16 protein-coding genes and 2 tRNA genes are annotated in these 17,059 nt (G+C 53.4%); 14 read left to right on the top strand and 4 right to left on the bottom strand.

Going from position 1 to position 17,059, the window contains the following annotated elements:
* Positions 1–3: 3 nt before the first annotated feature.
* Genes pmrB through dacB form a run of 3 tightly spaced genes read right to left on the bottom strand, consistent with a single transcriptional unit; the run spans position 4 to position 3,157 of the window.
* Positions 4–1,065, bottom strand: coding sequence for a two-component system sensor histidine kinase PmrB (pmrB, locus tag ACVLVH_RS13470; RefSeq protein WP_280172401.1), 1,062 nt, complete (start codon positions 1,063–1,065; stop codon positions 4–6).
* Entirely contained in the window at positions 1,062–1,724 is a 663-nt protein-coding gene (gene pmrA / locus ACVLVH_RS13465; RefSeq protein WP_101762257.1) for a two-component system response regulator PmrA, read from the bottom strand. The genes pmrB and pmrA overlap by 4 nt, the downstream gene beginning before the upstream one ends.
* A complete protein-coding gene (gene dacB, locus ACVLVH_RS13460; protein ID WP_312464599.1) occupies positions 1,724–3,157 on the bottom strand; it encodes a serine-type D-Ala-D-Ala carboxypeptidase in 1,434 nt (477 codons plus the stop codon). Before dacB ends, pmrA begins: the two co-directional genes overlap by 1 nt.
* 246 nt (positions 3,158–3,403) lie before the next feature.
* Between dacB and greA the strand changes: the two genes are divergently transcribed.
* Positions 3,404–3,880: a transcription elongation factor GreA gene (gene greA / locus ACVLVH_RS13455; RefSeq protein ID WP_101762255.1), complete on the top strand. Its 477-nt coding sequence runs from the start codon at positions 3,404–3,406 to the stop codon at positions 3,878–3,880.
* A 126-nt stretch (positions 3,881–4,006) separates the two neighbouring features.
* Here the strand turns inward: greA and yhbY are convergent, their stop codons facing one another.
* Positions 4,007–4,300, bottom strand: coding sequence for a ribosome assembly RNA-binding protein YhbY (yhbY, locus tag ACVLVH_RS13450; protein ID WP_007886683.1), 294 nt, complete (start codon positions 4,298–4,300; stop codon positions 4,007–4,009).
* Positions 4,301–4,425: 125 nt separating this feature from the next.
* Between yhbY and rlmE the strand changes: the two genes are divergently transcribed.
* The 13 genes from rlmE to rpsO all read left to right on the top strand — a co-directional run bounded on the left by rlmE (position 4,426) and on the right by rpsO (position 16,968).
* Positions 4,426–5,055 (top strand): 23S rRNA (uridine(2552)-2'-O)-methyltransferase RlmE, encoded by a 630-nt coding sequence (gene rlmE, locus ACVLVH_RS13445; RefSeq protein ID WP_007886684.1) that lies wholly within the window; start codon positions 4,426–4,428, stop codon positions 5,053–5,055.
* A 175-nt stretch (positions 5,056–5,230) separates the two neighbouring features.
* On the top strand, positions 5,231–7,138 hold the full coding sequence (gene ftsH / locus ACVLVH_RS13440; protein WP_036620266.1) for an ATP-dependent zinc metalloprotease FtsH: 1,908 nt from the start codon (positions 5,231–5,233) through the stop codon (positions 7,136–7,138).
* Positions 7,139–7,268: 130 nt separating this feature from the next.
* Positions 7,269–8,102 (top strand): dihydropteroate synthase, encoded by an 834-nt coding sequence (gene folP / locus ACVLVH_RS13435; RefSeq protein WP_336768416.1) that lies wholly within the window; start codon positions 7,269–7,271, stop codon positions 8,100–8,102.
* Positions 8,103–8,105: 3 nt separating this feature from the next.
* Complete coding sequence (gene glmM / locus ACVLVH_RS13430; protein WP_192412499.1) at positions 8,106–9,440, top strand: phosphoglucosamine mutase; 1,335 nt, start codon at positions 8,106–8,108, stop codon at positions 9,438–9,440.
* Positions 9,441–9,654: 214 nt separating this feature from the next.
* Complete coding sequence (secG, locus tag ACVLVH_RS13425) at positions 9,655–9,990, top strand: preprotein translocase subunit SecG (protein ID WP_007886689.1); 336 nt, start codon at positions 9,655–9,657, stop codon at positions 9,988–9,990.
* Between the two features lie 49 nt (positions 9,991–10,039).
* Positions 10,040–10,126: transfer RNA gene (locus ACVLVH_RS13420), tRNA-Leu, on the top strand.
* A 59-nt stretch (positions 10,127–10,185) separates the two neighbouring features.
* A tRNA-Met gene (locus ACVLVH_RS13415) sits at positions 10,186–10,262 on the top strand.
* 213 nt (positions 10,263–10,475) lie between these two features.
* Positions 10,476–10,928, top strand: a complete 453-nt coding sequence (gene rimP, locus ACVLVH_RS13410; protein ID WP_137386838.1) for a ribosome maturation factor RimP — start codon at positions 10,476–10,478, stop codon at positions 10,926–10,928.
* Between the two features lie 24 nt (positions 10,929–10,952).
* Positions 10,953–12,440, top strand: a complete 1,488-nt coding sequence (gene nusA / locus ACVLVH_RS13405) for a transcription termination factor NusA (RefSeq protein WP_101762251.1) — start codon at positions 10,953–10,955, stop codon at positions 12,438–12,440.
* 17 nt (positions 12,441–12,457) lie between these two features.
* A complete protein-coding gene (gene infB / locus ACVLVH_RS13400) occupies positions 12,458–15,148 on the top strand; it encodes a translation initiation factor IF-2 (RefSeq protein ID WP_064737725.1) in 2,691 nt (896 codons plus the stop codon).
* A gap of 65 nt (positions 15,149–15,213) precedes the next feature.
* Positions 15,214–15,621, top strand: coding sequence for a 30S ribosome-binding factor RbfA (rbfA, locus tag ACVLVH_RS13395; RefSeq protein WP_101762250.1), 408 nt, complete (start codon positions 15,214–15,216; stop codon positions 15,619–15,621).
* Positions 15,621–16,565 carry a tRNA pseudouridine(55) synthase TruB gene (truB, locus tag ACVLVH_RS13390; RefSeq protein ID WP_192412497.1) on the top strand — a complete coding sequence of 315 codons (945 nt, stop codon included), beginning with the start codon at positions 15,621–15,623 and terminating at the stop codon, positions 16,563–16,565. The genes rbfA and truB overlap by 1 nt, the downstream gene beginning before the upstream one ends.
* A 133-nt stretch (positions 16,566–16,698) precedes the next feature.
* Complete coding sequence (gene rpsO, locus ACVLVH_RS13385) at positions 16,699–16,968, top strand: 30S ribosomal protein S15 (RefSeq protein WP_036620269.1); 270 nt, start codon at positions 16,699–16,701, stop codon at positions 16,966–16,968.
* Positions 16,969–17,059 lie beyond the last annotated feature (91 nt).

Here is a 17,059-nt window from a genome sequence, read left to right as displayed (position 1 = left end):
CGTTTAACCAATCAGTTGATGCGGTAAATAGCAGCGGGCAATCAGCCCGCTGCTATCTTCACGGTTCACCAGCTCCAGCCTGCCGCGATGCATCTGCACGATGCGCAGCACGATATTCAAACCCAAACCGCTGCCGCCATAACGCTGATCGCGACGACGAAACGCCTGCGTCAGCTCTTCCGCAGCGGCGGCTTCAATACCCGGGCCTTGATCCCACACTTCGATAATCACCTGCTGCTGGTCCTGCTGCATCTTCACCACGACTTCGCTGCCTTCCGGGCTGTAGCGCGAGGCGTTTTCCAGCAGATTGCGCAGCATCAGGCGCAGCAGCACTGCTTCACCTTGCTGCGGCACATCGTCGTTCTGTGGCCAGTGCAGGATTTGCTGACGCTGTTGATACAGCTCAGTCATTTCTGGCTCCAGCGGCTGCATGATGTCCTGTTGCCACTGCAACTGCTGATAGTGACCGCCCGCCAGCGCTTGCCCGGCGCGCGATAACATCAACAGTTGTTCCACGGTGTGCATCAGCTGATCGATACGTTCAATTAGCATCTCGCTCTGCGGCACGTTCAGCTGGTGGAGCAGCTCGAGATGCAGGCGCAATCCGGCCAGCGGCGTGCGCAGCTCGTGCGCCGCATCGGCGGTGAACAGGCGCTCCTGCTGCAACGTGTGATTGAGGCGTGAAAACAGTTGGTTGATCGAGGTGGTTACCGCCACGATCTCATCCATTTCGGAGTAGATCGGCAACGGTGTCAGATTATCCGCTGAACGATGCGCAAGGCTGTCCTGCAGCGATTTCAGCGGACGAATAATCCAGTTAATCGCCCAAAACGACAGCAGTAAGGTGAGGGCGACCATGACTAAGGAAGGCAGCAGCAACGAGGCAATGGCTTCACGGATCTCGTTTTCTACCCGATCGTTACGCGCCTGCGCAGAGAGCGTTTCGTTGACTAAAAAACTGATCTGCTCGCGGCTTTCATGCCACAGCCAGATGGCGCTCATCACCTGACAGGTGAGGAGAATCAGCGCCAGCATAATCAATAACCGCTGACGCATGCTGTTCATTCGCGGATTTCCAGACGGTAACCGACGCCGCGCACGGTTTTGATGCGATCTTTTCCGAGCTTGCGACGCAAATTGTGGATGTGAACTTCGAGAGTGTTGGAGCCGGGATCGTCATTCCAGCTGTAGAGATCCTGCTGCAGCGTTTCGCGGTGTACGTTTTGCCCCACGCGCATCAGTAAGCGGGTGAGCAGTGCGAACTCTTTGGGCGTGATCTCCAGCGGCTGATCTTCCAGCAGAACCTGTTGTGAACTGAGATTGAGCGTCAGATCGCCCTGTTGCAGCAGGTTATCGCTGTGGCCCTGATAACGGCGGATCAGCGCTCGCACGCGTGCCTGCAGTTCAACCAACGCAAACGGCTTCACCAGGTAATCGTCAGCGCCGGCATCCAGACCATCAACGCGATCCTCCAGCGCATCGCGCGCCGTGAGGATCAGTACCGGCACCGCAATGCCGTCACGTCGCCATTGTCGCAGCAGTGATGCGCCATCGCGATCCGGCAAGCCGAGATCGAGCACGATCAGGCTGTACTGACCGCTACGCAGCAGCGCGTTGCTCTCTGCGGCGGTACTGGCGCAGTCGATGGCGTAGCCTTGCGAGCTTAACGCCTGCGCAAGGCCCGATTGCAACAGCGCATCATCTTCAACGATTAGCAGTTTCATCAGTTGTTCTTGTTGATATCCGTATAGAGGCGGCTCTCAAAACGTACCAGCGGAATGCGGCGCGTTTTCTGATTTTCCGGCGGTACCGCGTAACCGGACAGGAACTGGACAAAGGCGACGCGCGCGCCGCTGGAGGTGGTGATGAATCCTGCCAGATTATAGACGCCCTGCAGCGAACCGGTTTTCGCCGAGACTTTGCCATCCAGCCCTGCTTCATGCAGACCGCCACGATATTGCAGCGTGCCGTCGTAACCGGCCAGCGGCAGCATCGAAATGTAATTCAGTGTCGAATCATTTTTCGCAATGTATTGCAGCACTTGCATCATGGTCTCTGGCGCGATCAGGTCATGACGCGACAGCCCGGAACCATCAACCTGAATGCTGTTGCCGAGATCGACCCCGGCTTTTTCGCGCAGAATACGACGTACCGCATCTGAACCCGCGCGGAAGGTGCCCGGCACATTGAAGTAATGATGGCCGATGGTGCGGAACACGGTGTCGGCAATCATGTTGTCCGACTTCTTCAGCATAGTGTGCAGCAGCGTGTGCAGCGGCGCTGATTGTGTTGAAGCCAACACGGTACCCGGCGACGTCACTTGCGCCTGGCGAACCAGATGACCGCTGTAATCAATATCGGCGGCGCGCAGCTCGGCTTTAAGTATCTCACCGGCCCACGCAGCACCATCCTGCACGGCAAAGGCCAGCGGCAGCGGCTCTGAACGTTGACGCATGCAGCCGGTTAAGGTGTAACGATTGAGCTCGCCTGGCACCACATCCAGCTCGCAATATTGTCCGTCACCGCTGTTGCGGCCAATGGTGCGCACCTGACTGAATATGTGGGCCGGATAATAGGAGGCGATACGCACAAAGGCGTTTTCGCCCGGCGTATTGGCGCTATACAGCGATACTGAGAAACAGTTTTTATCGACGATGGCCGCTGCCGGTGGCGCACTGAAGCACTGCGTCAAATCGTTCCACGGCCAGCCTGGCGCCATATCGTGGCTGGCGAACACCGAGGTGTCGATCACCAGATTGCCCTTAATATGGGTGATGCCCTGCTTTTTCAGCGCCGTGACCATGTTGCGCAGATCCTGGCGGCTCAGCGTAGGATCGCCGCCAAATCGTGCCACTAAATCGCCATTCAGGGTGCCGTCATTGACCGCTCCTTTGGTTTCCATGGTGGTCTGGAAACGAAAATCGGGCCCGAGCTCTAATAAAGCCGCCAGCGCTGTCATCACTTTCATGGTGCTGGCCGGTAACGCCATCTGTTTGCCGTGATAATCGATTATCGGGGTGGATGCGCCCACTTTTTGTACCATCAGCGCCAGGTTTGCGCCGTCTGGCAAATACTGCATGTATTCTTCAACGGGAGCTGCTTGTGCCTGCAGCATAAACGCACAGGTTAATCCGGTAACAAGTCGTGAAAATCGCATAATCTCGCGGTAACTGACGGGTGAGGGCGTCAATACTACGTCCCCGGACGGTGCAAAGTAAACGATGACCCACAGGGAACTCTGGGGTAAAATACGTATCAAAATGCAAAACCGAACCTGACCCGGAAAGCTTTCCGGGTCAGGCTTCTTTTGCTTGTGAAAAGAGGTAACGCGCTGCAGAAGCTATTTTCTGCTGTCACCGGTCAGGATGACGCCGTTAACCAGGATAGATGACGAGGAGCCAAAATGAATCAGATTCCGATGACGTTGAAAGGCGCTGAGAAGCTGCGCGAAGAGCTGAACGAACTGAAAACTGTGAAGCGTCCGCGCATCATCGCCTCCATCGCCACAGCCCGTGAGCACGGCGATTTGAAAGAGAATGCCGAATATCATGCGGCTCGCGAAGAACAGGGTTTCTGCGAGGGGCGTATTCAGGAGATTGAAGCCAAGCTTTCCAATGCGCAAGTCATTGATGTGACTGCCATGCCGAAAACCGGTCGCGTAATTTTTGGCGCTACCGTGACCATCCTCAATGTGGATACGGAAGAAGAGTTCACCTATCGCATCGTGGGTGACGATGAAGCTGACTTCAAGCAGAACCTGATTTCAGTGAATTCGCCGATGGCGCGTGGATTGGTTGGAAAATCAGCCGACGATGTCGCGATTGTGAAAACCCCAGGCGGGGATGTGGAATATGAAGTTCTGAAGGTGGAATACCTTTAAGATATTGCTACGCTTTGCAATATGTCGCTGCATTTTGTAAAGAAAGGAAAAAGGCCGCATTGCGGCCTTTTATCACATGCAGGAGCGTGGCACTTTCTTTGCCCGTCGCCGCCTTTAAAGGCATGATTAACGCGGAAGAGTAATTTTACGCTCTTTGGCAGGGCGATACAGCACCAGCGTGTTGCCGATTACCTGTACGTTGCCTGCTTTAGTTTCACGCACGATAGCGTCCACGATCAGCTGCTTAGTTTCACGATCTTCCGAGGCAATTTTTACCTTGATCAATTCGTGATGCTCGAGCGCCAGTTCGATTTCGGCAAGCACGCCTTCGGTCAGGCCATTTCCGCCCAGCATGACAACCGGCTTAAGCGGATGGGCAAGGCCTTTCAGGTGCTGTTTTTGTTTGGTACTCAGATTCATCGTATTTTTTGCTTACTCAGGGATTGAAAACGGTTCATTCTACCGCCATCTCGGGTATATCGCCAAATCAACGCGACCATTGCGTGCTGATTTATCGCTACGATGACGATTTAATTGGAAAAATTATGACGGGTAAAAAGCGTTCGGCCAGTTCCAGTCGCTGGCTACAGGAACACTTTAGCGATAAATATGTGCTGCAGGCACAGAAAAAAGGGTTACGTTCGCGTGCCTGGTTTAAACTTGAAGAAATTCAGCAGGGTGACAAGATTTTCAAACCCGGGATGACGGTTGTTGATCTCGGTGCGGCACCCGGCGGTTGGTCGCAATACGTGGTTCAGCTTATCGGATCAAGTGGTCGTATCATCGCCTGCGATCTGTTACCAATGGATCCGATTGTCGGCGTTGATTTTTTGCAGGGCGATTTTCGTGATGAGGCGGTACTTAACGCCTTACTGGAGCGCGTTGGCGACCAAAAGGTGCAGGTGGTGATGTCTGATATGGCACCCAACATGAGCGGTACACCTGCGGTTGATATTCCACGTTCGATGTATTTGGTAGAATTGGCGCTGGAAATGTGTCGGGATATCCTGGCCCCAGGCGGCAGTTTTGTCGTGAAAGTGTTTCAGGGAGATGGCTTCGATGAATACCTGCGGGAAATTCGCTCCCTGTTTACGAAAGTAAAAATTCGTAAGCCGGACGCTTCGCGATTACGTTCGCGCGAAGTGTACATTGTGGCGACGGGGCGCAAACTTTAGCCCGAATTGCCGGAATCAAAGCAAGACGACCAATGCGTTTACTCTGATGTGTAATTCTGAGTTTCAGGGTAAACAAGCAAAATCATCCGCACTGCGATTCCAGGTATGAAGGATCTATAGTACCCTACGCTGTCTGTTAACATCGTTGTAATATGAGGTTAATCCCTTGAGTGACATGGCGAAAAACCTGATTCTCTGGTTAGTCATCGCGGTCGTGCTGATGTCTGTATTCCAGAGCTTTGGGCCCAGCGAGTCGAATGGCCGTAGGGTTGATTATTCAACTTTCCTATCGGAAGTGAACCAAGATCAGGTCCGCGAGGCACGAATTAACGGGCGTGAGATTAACGTTGTCAAAAAAGACAGCAATAAATACACCACCTATATCCCCGTCAACGATCCTAAGTTACTCGATAACCTGTTGACCAAAAACGTCAAAGTCGTTGGCGAACCGCCTGAAGAACCAAGCCTGCTGGCTTCCATCTTCATCTCATGGTTCCCAATGCTGCTGCTGATTGGCGTGTGGATCTTCTTTATGCGGCAGATGCAGGGCGGCGGCGGCAAGGGCGCGATGTCCTTCGGCAAGAGCAAAGCCCGCATGCTGACCGAAGATCAGATCAAAACCACTTTTGCTGACGTGGCCGGTTGTGATGAGGCCAAAGAAGAAGTCGGTGAGCTGGTTGAGTATCTGCGTGAGCCGAGCCGTTTCCAGAAGCTGGGCGGTAAAATTCCGAAAGGCGTCCTGATGGTCGGCCCTCCGGGTACCGGTAAAACGCTGCTGGCGAAAGCGATTGCTGGTGAAGCCAAAGTCCCGTTCTTTACCATTTCCGGTTCTGACTTCGTGGAAATGTTTGTCGGTGTAGGTGCATCTCGTGTGCGTGACATGTTCGAACAAGCGAAGAAAGCGGCACCGTGCATCATCTTTATCGATGAAATCGATGCGGTTGGCCGTCAGCGTGGCGCCGGTTTAGGCGGTGGTCACGATGAACGTGAACAAACGCTGAACCAGATGCTGGTTGAGATGGATGGCTTTGAAGGTAATGAAGGCATCATCGTTATCGCGGCAACTAACCGTCCAGATGTACTTGACCCGGCGCTGCTGCGTCCAGGCCGCTTCGACCGTCAGGTTGTGGTGGGTCTGCCAGACGTGCGTGGTCGTGAGCAGATTCTGAAAGTCCATATGCGTCGCGTGCCGCTGGCAACCGATATGGATCCATCAGTTATCGCACGTGGTACGCCTGGTTTCTCCGGTGCGGATTTGGCTAACCTGGTCAACGAAGCTGCGCTGTTTGCTGCTCGCGGCAACAAGCGTGTTGTTTCGATGGTTGAGTTTGAAAAAGCCAAAGACAAAATCATGATGGGTGCGGAACGTCGCTCCATGGTGATGACCGAAGAGCAGAAAGAATCGACGGCTTATCATGAAGCGGGTCACGCGATCGTGGGTACGCTGGTTCCGGGTTACGATCCGGTGCACAAGGTCACCATCATTCCGCGTGGTCGTGCTCTGGGTGTGGCTTTCTTCTTGCCAGTAGGCGATGAGATCAGCGCCAACCGTCAGAAGCTGGAAAGCCGTATTTCTGTGGCTTACGGCGGACGTCTGGCGGAAGAGATCATTTATGGTCCGGACTATGTTTCTACCGGTGCTTCATCTGACATCAAAATGGCGACCAGCGTAGCACGCAACATGGTTACGCAGTGGGGCTTCTCTGAGAAGCTGGGTCCATTGCTTTACGCTGAAGAAGAGGGCGAAGTGTTCCTCGGTCGCTCAGTGGCGAAAGCAAAACACATGTCAGATGAAACGGCGCGCATTATCGATCAGGAAGTTAAACACCTTATCGATACCAACTACCAGCGTGCACGCCGTATTCTTAATGAAAACATGGACATCCTTCACGCGATGAAAGACGCGCTGATGAAGTATGAGACCATCGATGCACCGCAGATCAGCGATCTGATGGCACGCCGCGAAGTGCGTCCACCAGCAGGTTGGGAAGAGGCGAAAGTTGCTGTGGGTAACGGCGACTCTACGCAGGCTCCACGTCCTGTTGATGACCCGAAAACGCCGGGTTCAGACAAGATCATGTGATGGCATTCTGGCGGGAGGCGTTGCTCACCGCCAGTTCTCCCTCCCGCAATATTTGTTACAATGCAAACCCCGGCCAGTCCGGGGTTTTTTACATTCCGCGATTCAGTGATTCCTCAAGGAGATTCTCGCCATGAAGTTGTTCGCCCGTGATTCCCATCTCGATCTCTCTTTTCCCCATGTGATGGGTATTTTGAATGTCACGCCGGACTCTTTCTCTGATGGTGGAAGTCACAACACGCTGGTCAATGCGCTGACGCACACCAATGAAATGGTGAATGCCGGTGCCACCATTATTGATGTGGGCGGTGAATCAACGCGTCCGGGCGCTGATGAAGTTAGCGTGGAAGAGGAGCTGGCACGCGTTATTCCGGTGGTGGAAGCCATCGCGCAGCGTTTTGAGGTGTGGATTTCGGTCGATACTTCCAAGCCAGAAGTGATCCGTGAAGCGGCGCGAGTGGGTGCTCACATTATCAATGACATTCGTTCTTTGTCCGAACCGGGCGCGCTGGCGGCGGCGGCAGAAACAGGCTTGCCGGTGTGTCTGATGCATATGCAAGGAGAACCGCGCACCATGCAGCAGGCACCGGAATATAGCCACATCGTGAGCGAAGTGGATGCTTACTTCGCTGCACAGATTGCGCGATGTGAAGCCGCCGGCATCAAAAAAGATAACCTGATGCTCGATCCTGGCTTCGGTTTCGGTAAGAATCTCAGCCACAACTATGAACTGCTGGCCAACCTCAGCCATTTCCACCACTACGGCTTACCGCTGTTGGTAGGAATGTCACGCAAGTCGATGGTTGGGCAGTTGCTAAATGTCGGTCCGGCCCAGCGTCTGACCGGAAGCCTCAGCTGTGCGGTGATTGCCGCCATGCAAGGGGCGCAAATTATTCGCGTGCATGATGTGAAAGAGACTGTCGAAGCGATGCGCGTCGTCGAAGCGACACGGAGAGCAAAAGGATAAAGCATGAGTAATCGTAAATATTTCGGTACAGATGGGATTCGCGGCAAAGTCGGTGAAGCACCGATTACCCCTGATTTTGTCCTCAAGTTGGGGTGGGCGGCGGGTAAGGTGCTGGCGCGCCAGGGTTCACGCAAAGTATTGATTGGTAAAGATACGCGTATTTCAGGCTATATGCTGGAATCGGCACTGGAAGCGGGCCTGGCGGCGGCGGGATTGTCAGCGGCCTTCACCGGCCCGATGCCGACACCTGCAATTGCTTATCTGACCCGCACTTTCCGCGCGGAAGCGGGTATTGTCATTTCAGCTTCTCATAATCCCTTTGACGACAATGGCATCAAATTCTTCTCGGCTGAAGGTACCAAGCTGCCGGATGAAGTTGAAGAAGCCATCGAACTGGAGATGGAAAAGCCGATCACCTGCGTAGAGTCGGCTGAACTGGGCCGCGCCAGTCGCATTGTCGATGCTGCTGGTCGTTACATCGAATTCTGCAAAGGGACTTTCCCAAGCGAGCTGAGCCTGAATGGGCTAAAGATTGTGGTCGATTGTGCGAATGGCGCGACGTATCACATTGCGCCTAATGTGCTGCGTGAGCTGGGTGCGAATGTGATTGCTATCGGCGTGCAGCCGGATGGCATGAACATCAACAAAGATTGCGGTGCGACCGATCTGCGTTTGCTGCAGCATCGCGTATTGGAAGAGAAGGCCGATCTCGGACTGGCGTACGACGGTGATGGCGACCGCATCATGATGGTTGACCATTTAGGTCACAAAGTCGATGGCGATCAAATTCTCTACATCATTGCGCGTGAAGGGCTGCGTCAGGGCCAGCTGCGCGGTGGCGTGGTGGGCACGTTAATGAGCAACATGGGTCTGGAACTGGCACTGAAACAGCTGGGTATTCCGTTTACCCGTGCGAAAGTGGGCGACCGCTATGTGCTGGAAAAAATGCAGGAGAAGGGCTGGCGTCTAGGAGCCGAAAACTCCGGTCACGTCATTCTGCTTGATAAAACCACCACCGGCGACGGCATCGTAGCAAGTTTGCAAGTGCTCACTGCAATCGTACGCAACCATATGACGCTACATGACCTGTGCAGCGGCATGAAAATGCTGCCGCAGATTCTGGTCAATGTGCGCTTCGCTGGCGAGCACGATCCGCTGGAAAGCGAAAGCGTGAAAGCTGTGACTTCGGAAGCTGAAAAAACGCTGGCGGGACGCGGTCGCGTGTTGCTGCGCAAATCCGGCACTGAACCCCTGATTCGTGTAATGGTGGAAGGTGAAGATGAGGCGCAGGTCAGTGCGCTGGCGCATAAAATCGCGGATGCAGTAAAAGCGGTGTAAGTTTTCAGGCGGGGAGTTTTTAAACTTTCCGCCTGCAAAATCACCGGGATGGTGCTTTTTTCCGCAATCGAAAGCGATGGTGAAAATTGCACTTGCAGAGGTATGTGCCTTTGGTTAGTATTCACACCCGCTTCTGATGGGTGATGACGAGACTCCCCATCGATATTGGTTGAAGCTTTAACTGTGCAGATACGCGCAAGGAAACAGGTTGATTATGTACGAAGCTCTGTTAGTTGTTTTCCTTATTGTAGCGATTGGCCTCGTGGGTTTGATCATGCTGCAGCAAGGCAAAGGCGCTGATATGGGAGCCTCATTCGGTGCAGGCGCTTCTGGTACGCTGTTTGGTTCAAATGGGTCTGGCAACTTTATGACTCGTATGACCGCGGTACTGGCTACGCTGTTCTTCATCATCAGCCTGGTTCTGGGTAACCTGAACAGTAATAAAACAGCCAAAGGTAGCGAGTGGGATAACCTCACTGCGCCGGCGCAGTCTGAACAGCAGACTCAGCCAGCTAAACCGGCAACACCGGGCAATGATATCCCGCAGTAAGATCGTCAACGCTGTAGTGCGATAAAACAACGTCGCAGTCTAGTGATGTACCGAGGTGGTGAAATTGGTAGACACGCTACCTTGAGGTGGTAGTGCTCGAAAGGGCTTACGGGTTCAAGTCCCGTCCTCGGTACCAAATCTCAGTTTAACTTGCATTTTTTGCAAGGTCGGCGTATTATTCGCCACGTTTTCGGACGCGGGGTGGAGCAGCCTGGTAGCTCGTCGGGCTCATAACCCGAAGGTCGTCGGTTCAAATCCGGCCCCCGCAACCACTTTCCCTTAGAGTTCTTTTTTTAAATATACTGTATGCATCGACGGACGCAATCTCAGTGATTTTTGAAAAAAATTCTTTTGGATTGTGCTCCGAAGCCGCTATGCGGCGTACAGGGTCCAGTCACAAAAAGCCCCGAATATTCGGGGTTTTTTGTTATCAGGAAATCGAAACACTGGGCTATAGGCCCTTTTTTTATGTCTTGGGGGTGGGCTTGTCCACATTAGAGCAAAAATTGACAGAGTTGATCTCTGCTCCAGTAGAAGCGCTTGGCTACGAATTAGTCGGTATTGAGTTTATTCGTGGTCGCACATCAACCCTGCGCATCTATATTGATAGTGAAGAGGGTATCAATGTTGATGATTGCGCCGATGTTAGCCACCAGGTTAGCGCAGTAATGGATGTGGAAGATCCAATTACCGTGGCTTACAACCTTGAAGTTTCCTCGCCGGGTCTCGAACGTCCTCTTTTCACTGCTGAACACTATGCACGTTTTGTCGGTGACGAGGTGAGCCTGGTACTACGCATGGCCGTACAAAACCGCCGTAAATGGCAGGGTATCATCAAGTCTGTTGAAGGCGAGATGATCACGGTGACCGTTGAGGGTAACGATGAAGTGTTCGCGCTGAGCAACATTCAGAAAGCGAACCTGGTCCCCCACTTTTAAAAGTCCGGATTGAGGCTAACCAGGATGAACAAAGAGATCTTAGCTGTAGTAGAAGCCGTTTCTAACGAAAAAGCCCTGCCGCGTGAGAAAATCTTCGAAGCGCTGGAGAGCGCTTTGGCCACTGCGACCAAAAAGAAGTATGAGCAAGAGATCGAAGTGCGTGTCAGCATCGATCGCCGCAGCGGCGATTTCGACACCTTTCGTCGCTGGCAGATTGTAGAAGAAGTCACGCAGCCGACTCGCGAGATCACGCTGGATGCAGCCCGTTATGAAGACGAAGCGTTCAATCTGGGCGAATTTGTCGAAGATCAGATTGAATCTGTCACCTTTGACCGTATCACCACCCAAACTGCTAAGCAGGTTATCGTACAAAAAGTACGTGAAGCTGAGCGCGCAATGGTGGTTGATCAGTTCCGTCAGCACGAAGGCGAAATCATCACCGGCGTGGTGAAGAAAGTGAACCGTGACAACATTTCACTGGACCTCGGCAGCAATGCTGAAGCCGTGATTTTGCGTGAAGACATGCTGCCGCGTGAAAACTTCCGTCCAGGTGATCGTATCCGCGGTGTGCTGTATGCCGTTCGCCCTGAAGCGCGTGGCGCGCAGCTGTTCGTCACCCGTTCTAAACCAGAAATGCTGATCGAGTTGTTCCGCATTGAGGTGCCAGAAATTGGCGAAGAAGTTATCGAGATCAAAGCGGCAGCGCGCGATCCGGGCTCACGCGCCAAAATCGCGGTGAAGACCAACGATAAACGTATTGATCCAGTGGGCGCTTGCGTCGGTATGCGCGGTGCGCGTGTCCAGGCGGTTTCGAGCGAGCTGGGTGGCGAGCGTATCGACATTGTGCTGTGGGACGACAACCCGGCGCAGTTCGTTATCAACGCTATGGCGCCAGCCGATGTGGCGTCAATTGTGGTGGATGAAGATAATCACACCATGGATATCGCTGTTGAAGCCGGCAATCTGGCTCAGGCGATCGGCCGTAACGGCCAAAACGTGCGTCTGGCTTCCCAACTGAGCGGTTGGGAACTAAACGTGATGACCGTCGATGATCTGCAGGCTAAGCACCAAGCTGAAGCCCATGCAGCGATCGATATGTTCACCAAACATCTCGACATCGACGAAGAGTTCGCCACCATTCTGGTGGAAGAGGGCTTCTCTTCGCTGGAAGAATTGGCTTATGTGCCAATCAACGAGCTGCTGGAAATCGACGGCCTCGATGAAGAGACCATTGAAGCCCTGCGTGAACGAGCAAAAAATGCGTTAACCACCCTGGCATTAGCGAAAGAAGAGAGCCTTGGTAATCAGGAGCCCGCTGAGGATCTTCTGAATCTTGAGGGCTTGGATCGTGCGCTGGCGTATCGCCTGGCGTCGAAAGGCGTTTGCACGCTGGAAGATCTCGCTGAGCAAGGTGTTGACGATCTGACAGATATTGAAGGGCTGGATGACGAGAAAGCCGGTGCGCTGATTATGGCTGCACGTAATATCTGCTGGTTCGGCGATGACGCGTAATAACAGGAAGGAACAGCATGACAGATGTAACCGTAAAATCGCTGGCCGCCGAAATTCAGACCCCGGTCGATCGCCTGGTACAGCAATTTGCTGATGCAGGGATCCGTAAGTCTGAAAACGATGCGGTATCCCAGCAAGAGAAAGAAACCTTACTGTCTCACCTGAATCGTGAGCACGGTCAGACCGGTTCAAGCAAGCTGACTTTGCAGCGCAAGACGCGCAGCACCTTGAATATTCCCGTCACCGGGGGTAAAAGTAAGTCGGTACAAATCGAAGTCCGCAAAAAGCGCACATACGTGAAAGGCGATGCAGAGTCTGAGCAAGCTCAGGCAGAAGCGGAAGCCGAGGCGCAGCGTGAAGCGGAAGAGCAGGCGCGTCGCGAGGCGGAAGAACAAGCCCGTCGCGAAGCTGAACAGAAAGCGCAACGTGAAGCCGAAGACAAAGCCAAGCGCGAAGCCGCTGACAAGGCTAAACGTGAAGCAGCGGAAAAAGAGAAATTGACTAATCAACCTACCGATGTAGTAGCCAAGGCTGCGCAATCTGATAAAGCCCGTCGTGAAGCAGAAGCTGCCGAACTGAAACGTAAAGCAGAAGAAGAAGCACGCCGTAAGCTGGAAGAAGATGCGCGCCGCGTGGCTGAAGAAGCCCGCCGCCTGGCTGAAGAGAAAGGCGCTGAATGGGCAAAACCTGAAGAAGAGGATAAAGGCGATTATCACGTCACTACCTCTACTCACGCCCGCCAGGCAGAAGACGAGAACGATCGCCAGGTAGAAGCTGGCCGTGCACGTGCCCGCACCACCAAAGCGGCTCGTCCGGTTAAGAAAGGCAACAAGCACTCTGAAGCTAAAACCGATCGCGAAGAAGCGCGTGCTCAGGTGCGTGGCGGCAAAGGCGGTAAGCATCGTAAGCCAAGCACCCTGCAGCAGGGCTTTAACAAGCCAGCTCAGGCGGTTAACCGCGATGTTGTAATCGGTGAAACCATCACCGTTGCTGAACTGGCTAACAAAATGGCGATCAAAGGTTCTCTGGTCGTTAAAGCGATGATGAAGATGGGCGCCATGGCGACCATTAACCAGGTTATCGATCAAGAAACCGCTCAGATGGTTGCGGAAGAGATGGGTCACAAAGTGATCCTGCGCCGCGAGAATGAGCTGGAAGAAGCGGTAATGGACGATCGTGACACCGATGCTGCGCAGGAAAGCCGTGCGCCAGTCGTCACCATCATGGGTCACGTTGACCACGGTAAAACCTCGCTGCTTGACTACATTCGTTCAACGAAAGTGGCATCAGGCGAAGCGGGCGGTATTACCCAGCATATTGGTGCTTACCACGTTGAAACTGACAACGGTATGATCACCTTCCTCGATACCCCGGGACACGCCGCGTTTACCGCAATGCGTGCTCGTGGTGCGCAGGCCACGGATATCGTTATCCTGGTTGTGGCTGCTGACGATGGCGTGATGCCTCAGACCGTTGAAGCTATCCAGCATGCGAAAGCAGCCGGTGTGCCAGTGGTTGTTGCGGTTAACAAAATTGATAAGCCAGATGCTGATCCAGACCGCGTTAAGAACGAACTGACCCAATACGGAATTCTTCCGGAAGAGTGGGGCGGTGAGAACATGTTCGTTAACGTCTCTGCGAAAGCCGGTACCGGTATCGACGACCTGCTGAATGCGATTCTGCTGCAAGCTGAAGTTCTGGAACTGTCTGCTATCCGTGAAGGTATGGCGAGCGGCGTGGTGATTGAATCGTTCCTCGACAAAGGTCGTGGCCCGGTTGCTACCGTGCTGGTACGTGAAGGTACGCTGAACAAAGGCGATATCGTGCTGTGCGGCTTCGAATATGGCCGTGTACGTGCGATGCGTGACGAACTGGGTCGTGAAGTACTGGAAGCGGGTCCATCCATTCCAGTCGAAATCCTCGGTCTGTCCGGTGTGCCGGCTGCGGGTGATGAAGCGACTGTAGTACGTGATGAGAAGAAAGCGCGTGAAGTTGCACTGTATCGTCAGGGCAAATTCCGCGAAGTTAAGCTGGCGCGTCAGCAGAAGTCTAAGTTGGAGAACATGTTCGCCAACATGACTGAAGGCGAAGTGTCTGAGCTGAACATCGTACTGAAATCTGACGTACAGGGTTCTGTTGAAGCCATCTCTGATTCGTTGCTGAAACTCTCTACCGACGAAGTGAAAGTACGCATTATCGGTTCAGGCGTGGGTGGTATCACCGAAACCGACGCCACGCTGGCTGCAGCATCCAACGCCATCATTCTCGGCTTCAACGTGCGTGCTGATGCATCTGCTCGCCGCGTGATTGACGCTGAAAACGTTGACCTGCGTTATTACTCCGTCATCTATAATCTGATCGACGAAGTGAAAGCTGCGATGAGCGGTATGCTGGCTCCAGAGTTCAAACAGCAGATTATCGGTCTGGCTGCGGTACGTGACGTGTTCAAATCACCGAAGTTTGGTGCCATCGCGGGCTGTATGGTCACTGAAGGTATCATCAAACGTCACAACCCAATCCGTGTACTGCGTGACAACGTGGTTATCTATGAAGGCGAACTGGAATCACTGCGTCGCTTCAAAGATGACGTCAACGAAGTTCGTAACGGCATGGAATGTGGTATTGGCGTGAAGAACTATAACGACGTTCGCGTTGGCGATATGATCGAAGTGTTCGAAGTGATTGAAATTAAACGCACCATCGATTGATCATCATTTGATGTGTTGCAATTTGGGAGGCCTCTGGCCTCCCGAATTATTTGGGAGAAAGAATAATGGCAAAAGAATTTGGCCGCCAACAGCGCGTTTCTCAGGAGTTGCAGAAAGAGATCGCAATTATCCTGCAGCGCGAAATTAAAGATCCACGTCTCGGTATGATGGTGACGGTTTCGGGCGTCGAAGTGTCGCGTGATCTTGCCTATGCCAAGGTGTTTGTGACCTTTTTGAATGATAAAGATGAAGAAGCAGTGCAAAACGGCCTGAAGGCGCTGAAAGAAGCCTCTGGCTATATCCGTACGCTGGTAGGTAAAGCGATGCGCCTGCGCATCGTGCCGGAGCTAACCTTCTTCTACGACAACTCGCTGATCGAAGGTATGCGCATGTCGAACCTGGTCAGCAACGTTATTAAGAGCGATGTTGAGCGTCGTGGCGATAGCCCGGCGGAAGATGACAAGGAGGACTAATGAGTCGTCCTCGTCGTCGCGGTCGCGACGTCCACGGTGTGTTTCTGCTGGATAAGCACCAAGGCGCATCTTCCAATGATGTGCTGCAGAAAGTAAAACGTCTGTTCAACGCGAACAAAGCGGGCCACACCGGCGCCCTCGATCCCCTGGCGACCGGCATGCTGCCGGTTTGCCTCGGCGAAGCCACCAAGTTTTCGCAGTATCTGCTCGATTCGGACAAGCGTTATCGCGTCATTGCTCGGCTGGGTGAACGCACCGATACGTCTGATGCCGACGGTAATATTGTTGAGACGCGTCCGATTACTTTTGATCAGGCGGCACTGGATGCAGCGCTGGACTATTTTCGTGGCGACACCATGCAGGTGCCGACCATGTTCTCCGCGCTGAAGTATCAGGGACGCAAGCTGTACGAGTACGCACGTGAAGGCATAACCGTGCCGCGTGAAGCGCGCCCGATCAAAGTGTTTGAGCTGCAGTTTATTCGCTGGGAAGGTGATGAACTGGAGCTGGAGATTCACGTCTCTAAAGGCACTTACATCCGCACTATCATCGACGATCTCGGTGAACGGCTTGGCTGCGGTGCGCACGTTATCATGCTGCGTCGTCTGCAGGTGGCGCGTTATCCGATCGAAAGAATGGTGACGCTGGAGCAGCTGCAGGAAGTGGCGGCCACCGTCAACATGGCGGAAACGCCGGATTACAGTGCGCTCGATGCGTTATTGCTGCCGATGGATAGTCCGGCAGAAGAGTTCCCGATGGTGAATTTGCTGCCTACGGTGGCGGCTTATTTCAAACAAGGTATGCCGGTTCAGGTGGCGGATGCGCCGGAACAGGGATTGGTGCGCGTGACGGAAGGTGATGAGCACAAATTCATTGGTATGGCCGAAATTGCCGACGATGGGCGCGTGGCGCCGCGTCGTCTGGTGGTAGAATTTCCTGCGTAATCAAGCCTTTCGCATTTGACCTAACGGCGCATTTGCGTTGCTATCAGGCGAAGAGTAGAATGGCGCGGCTTTAAAAGCGGGCTGCTGAATTAGAGATCGGCACCCATACATTCATTATCCAACGGAGTTTATTATGTCTCTAAGCGTAGAAGCTAAAGCAGAGATCGTTGCTAAATACGGTCGTGGTACCAACGACAGCGGTTCAACTGAAGTTCAGGTTGCTCTGCTGACTGCTCAGATTAACCACCTGCAGGGTCACTTCTCTGAGCACAAGAAAGATCACCACAGCCGTCGCGGTCTGCTGCGCATGGTATCTCAGCGTCGTAAGCTGCTGGACTACCTGAAGCGTAAAGACGTTGCTCGCTACACCGGTCTGATCGAAAGCCTGGGTCTGCGTCGCTAAGTCTGAAGAATCTGATCAAGGATGTAGCGCATGCACCATGCAAAAAAACGCATCTGACGATCAGATTTGTGCGAGTTTCGCGAAAAGGGGG

Source organism: Kluyvera sp. 1366 (assembly GCF_054823405.1).
This window is presented reverse-complemented; position numbering and strand designations above follow the sequence as displayed.

Coding starts and splice junctions, on each gene's coding strand:
- pmrB (WP_280172401.1), bottom strand. CDS start 1,065: ATGAACAGCATGCGTCAGCGGTTATTGATTATGCTGGCGCTGATTCTC.
- pmrA (WP_101762257.1), bottom strand. CDS start 1,724: ATGAAACTGCTAATCGTTGAAGATGATGCGCTGTTGCAATCGGGCCTT.
- dacB (WP_312464599.1), bottom strand. CDS start 3,157: ATGCGATTTTCACGACTTGTTACCGGATTAACCTGTGCGTTTATGCTG.
- greA (WP_101762255.1), top strand. CDS start 3,404: ATGAATCAGATTCCGATGACGTTGAAAGGCGCTGAGAAGCTGCGCGAA.
- yhbY (WP_007886683.1), bottom strand. CDS start 4,300: ATGAATCTGAGTACCAAACAAAAACAGCACCTGAAAGGCCTTGCCCAT.
- rlmE (WP_007886684.1), top strand. CDS start 4,426: ATGACGGGTAAAAAGCGTTCGGCCAGTTCCAGTCGCTGGCTACAGGAA.
- ftsH (WP_036620266.1), top strand. CDS start 5,231: ATGGCGAAAAACCTGATTCTCTGGTTAGTCATCGCGGTCGTGCTGATG.
- folP (WP_336768416.1), top strand. CDS start 7,269: ATGAAGTTGTTCGCCCGTGATTCCCATCTCGATCTCTCTTTTCCCCAT.
- glmM (WP_192412499.1), top strand. CDS start 8,106: ATGAGTAATCGTAAATATTTCGGTACAGATGGGATTCGCGGCAAAGTC.
- secG (WP_007886689.1), top strand. CDS start 9,655: ATGTACGAAGCTCTGTTAGTTGTTTTCCTTATTGTAGCGATTGGCCTC.
- nusA (WP_101762251.1), top strand. CDS start 10,953: ATGAACAAAGAGATCTTAGCTGTAGTAGAAGCCGTTTCTAACGAAAAA.
- infB (WP_064737725.1), top strand. CDS start 12,458: ATGACAGATGTAACCGTAAAATCGCTGGCCGCCGAAATTCAGACCCCG.
- rbfA (WP_101762250.1), top strand. CDS start 15,214: ATGGCAAAAGAATTTGGCCGCCAACAGCGCGTTTCTCAGGAGTTGCAG.
- truB (WP_192412497.1), top strand. CDS start 15,621: ATGAGTCGTCCTCGTCGTCGCGGTCGCGACGTCCACGGTGTGTTTCTG.
- rpsO (WP_036620269.1), top strand. CDS start 16,699: ATGTCTCTAAGCGTAGAAGCTAAAGCAGAGATCGTTGCTAAATACGGT.